The 2,964-nt window shown below is 67.5% G+C and carries 3 protein-coding genes and 1 pseudogene; 2 read left to right on the top strand and 2 right to left on the bottom strand.

Annotated elements, in window-relative coordinates:
- Positions 1-283, bottom strand: a pseudogene (locus AB0J09_RS61000) (hypothetical protein); the annotation flags it as partial.
- Positions 284-387: 104 nt separating this feature from the next.
- Here AB0J09_RS61000 and AB0J09_RS60995 point away from each other — a divergent pair.
- Positions 388-558, top strand: coding sequence for a hypothetical protein (locus AB0J09_RS60995; protein WP_360713145.1), 171 nt, complete (start codon positions 388-390; stop codon positions 556-558).
- Here AB0J09_RS60995 and AB0J09_RS60990 read toward each other — a convergent pair.
- Entirely contained in the window at positions 534-2,093 is a 1,560-nt protein-coding gene (locus tag AB0J09_RS60990; protein WP_360713143.1) for an ABC transporter substrate-binding protein, read from the bottom strand. The genes AB0J09_RS60995 and AB0J09_RS60990 overlap by 25 nt on opposite strands.
- Before the next feature lie 172 nt (positions 2,094-2,265).
- Here AB0J09_RS60990 and AB0J09_RS60985 point away from each other — a divergent pair.
- Positions 2,266-2,964, top strand: a 699-nt coding sequence (locus AB0J09_RS60985) for a nitrate- and nitrite sensing domain-containing protein (protein WP_360713140.1), incomplete at its 3' end; no start/stop codon positions are given.

Raw genomic sequence — 2,964 nt, 5'->3', positions numbered from 1 at the left:
GCCAGGCCCGCTGGCCGTAGCGGTCGGCCCACGTGGTGACCGCGTCGCGCAGGTCGTGCAGCTGCACCCCGCGATGGTGGGTGCCCGCCCACAGGTCGAGCAGCGACTTGCCCAGCTCGGCGTGCCACATCATCGGCGGGAGGTCCTCGATCACGATGGCCATGCCGACGTGGTTGACCGGGCTGTTGGTCATCGTCTGGATGGCGCGGTCGGGCACCGAGCGTCCGCGGAAGATCCACAGATCGCCGGTCCTCGTCACCTTGACGGCCTCGTCGAGAGTCAGCACACCGCTATCCCTTCGCTGCGGAACCGCCCGTTCCCGCGTCCCTCGACCATCCTGCCAAAGGGACCCGCGGAAGTGCGGCGGACGGGGTTAGCCTAGGCAACATGCGCTGGTGGAAGATGCTCGGTCTGGCGGGACTCATGGGGGTGGCCGCCACGGGAGTGGTGATCGCGCGCGCCGAGCGCCGCCGCCGCGCCTACACCCCCGAGGAGATCCGGGCGCGCCTGAGGGAGCGCGTGGATCAGGTGGATCAGCCCGAGGGCCGCAGGTCGTAGACGAAGACCACGTCAGGGTAGGCCGGGTTGTCGTCGTAGCCCTGCACGGCCCCCTGGTAGGCCCGCTGGTAGTTGACCACCCACGGCATCGCGGCGGCCACCCGCTGGTCGAGCACCCGTTTCGTGGCCTGCTCGTACGCCCGCTGCGCCGCCGCCTTGTCGGTCACGGTCAGCTCGGGCACGGTGTCGAGCAGCGCGTCCAGGCTGTGGTCGCGCAGGTAGGTCAGGTTGAAGGCGGGCGGGTTCTCGCTGTGGAAGACGTTCCCGAACCACGAGTAGCCGTCGGCGTAGTCGGGCCACCAGTACATGACGAAGATGTCCTGGCCGCGCTTCTTGCCCAGCTCCCACTGGGCGGTCCACGGCATCGGCCGGGCGTCGATCGTGACGTTGAGCGGTCTGAGGGCGTCCGCGAGCTTGGTGGCGAGCAGGTGCCAGTCCGTGTCGCCCTCCCCGTACGTCATCGTCAGCCGCAGCGGCCGGCCGCCCGGGCCGTACCCCGCCCTGGTCAGCAGCCGAGCCGCGCCCGCCAGGTCCTGCCGTGGCACGCGGTCGGGCACGTGACCCATCAGCCCCTCGGGGACGATGCCGCTGGCCGGGGTGGCGGCGCCCTTCAGGTCCCTGATCAGGCCCTGGTAGTCGACGGCCTTCTGGACCGCGCGGCGTACGCGCACGTCGCGCATCGGTCCGCTCGCGGTGTTGAACAGCAGCATCGCCGTCTGGAACGACGACCGCTGCGACGTGCGCACGCCCGGCTCGGACGAGGCCACGGCGAACAGGCGCGGGTTGAGCCGCGGCACGAAGTTCACCTCACCGCGCTGCAGCAGCCGCCACGCCCGGTCGGGATCGGGCACGACCCGGAACTTGACCGTGTTGTAGTGCGGCCCGTCCCATCCTCTCCAGTACTTGTCGTACGCGCTGAGCGTGAGCTCGTCCTCCTTGCCCTTCTGCCACTTCGTCACCGTGTACGGCCCCGAGCCGGCGTCCCTGCCGGCCGCGAAGAACTTCCCGAGGTCGGGCGCCGCCTGCGTGTCGTATATATAGGCCGCGTACGTGGATGAGGCAACCAGGTCCAGAGGGACGGGGTACTTCAGCGCGAACGTCACCGTGGCCGGGTCGTCGACCCTGATGGTAGAGACGGCGTCCCAGATGTAGGAGGCGCCCGTCCTGGACCTCATGGTGCGCTCGATCGAGGCCTTGACCGCCGCGGCGTCCAGCCGCCTGCCGGTGTGGAAGGTCACCCCGGTGCGGAGATTGAAGGTCCACGTCCGGCCGTCGGGTGAGGAGCGCCACGACGTGGCCAGCCGGGGGCTGGACTTCTTGGTGACCGGGTTCCAGAAGGTGAGCGTCTCATAGACGTTCTGAAAGGCGACGATCTCGCTGGAGTAGGACTTGCTCGGGTCCCATTCGGTGACGATGTCCAGATTCTTGACGTAGACGAACGAGGACACCCCCGCGGGGGCCTGCGGCGGCTCGGCGGGCGTCGAGCAGGCCGCGAGGAGCATCAGCGCGGCGGCCGCGGCGAGACGACGGCGCAACGCATCTCCCTTTGCTAGCGATGTACTCGGGAAACCTACTCCAAGATCGATAGGATCGGTGCCCAGGTGTCCAAAAGTCCCGAAAAATTGGGCATTCTGGTGATCGAATTGCTATCCTCGGGGCTTGTCCCGTCCGGGGTTGCCAGCAGGGGACCGACCGGAGTGAGGTGCCATGGGTCGTAGCCGAACGATCCGCATGAAGATCATCGGACTACTACTGGTGCCCCTGACCTCCATGGTGGTGTTGTGGGGGGTCATCACCGCCGTCACCGCCACCGAGAGCTTGGAGCTGCGTCAATATAAGACACTCTGGACGAACCTCCGCCTTCCCGCGTACAAACTGATCAGCGAGATTCAGCGTGAACGTCTCGTCTCGGCCAAGCTCCTGCGCAAGTCGGAGAACAAGTCGGCCGTGACCGCGCAGCGTACTCGTACCGACGCCGCCAGAGACGCGTTCAAGCAGCTCTCCAGCAAATCCAAGGACCGATCGGAAGAGATCCGCACACAGGTGGACGCGGTGAAAACGCAGCTCGACAGGCTCGACGCGATCAGAGGAGAGATCGACACGAGCCTGTCTGACCGTCTGCACACCGTGGAGGCGTACAGCGGGATCATCGACACCCTGTTCGGCCTGCACAAGCGGGTCGCGCTGATCGACGACATCCCGATCTACGAGCAGTCGCGCGTGGTCATCGACATGGGGTACGCCAAGGAGTTGCTCACCAGGGAGCAGGCCGTCGCGTTCGGGCCGACCACGGCCGCGGAGCGCAGGCTGTTCACCCAGCTCGCCGGCAACCGGCGCTTCCTGGTCGACCAGGCGCTCGGCGAGCTCGACCCGAGCCTGCGCGACACCCAGGTGGCGCTGATCACC

The sequence above is a fragment of the Nonomuraea sp. NPDC049784 genome, from assembly GCF_040659615.1.
Lineage (GTDB): Bacteria > Actinomycetota > Actinomycetes > Streptosporangiales > Streptosporangiaceae > Nonomuraea.
The sequence above is the reverse complement of the archived record's forward strand: the minus strand, read 5'-3'. Positions and strand labels throughout refer to the sequence as shown.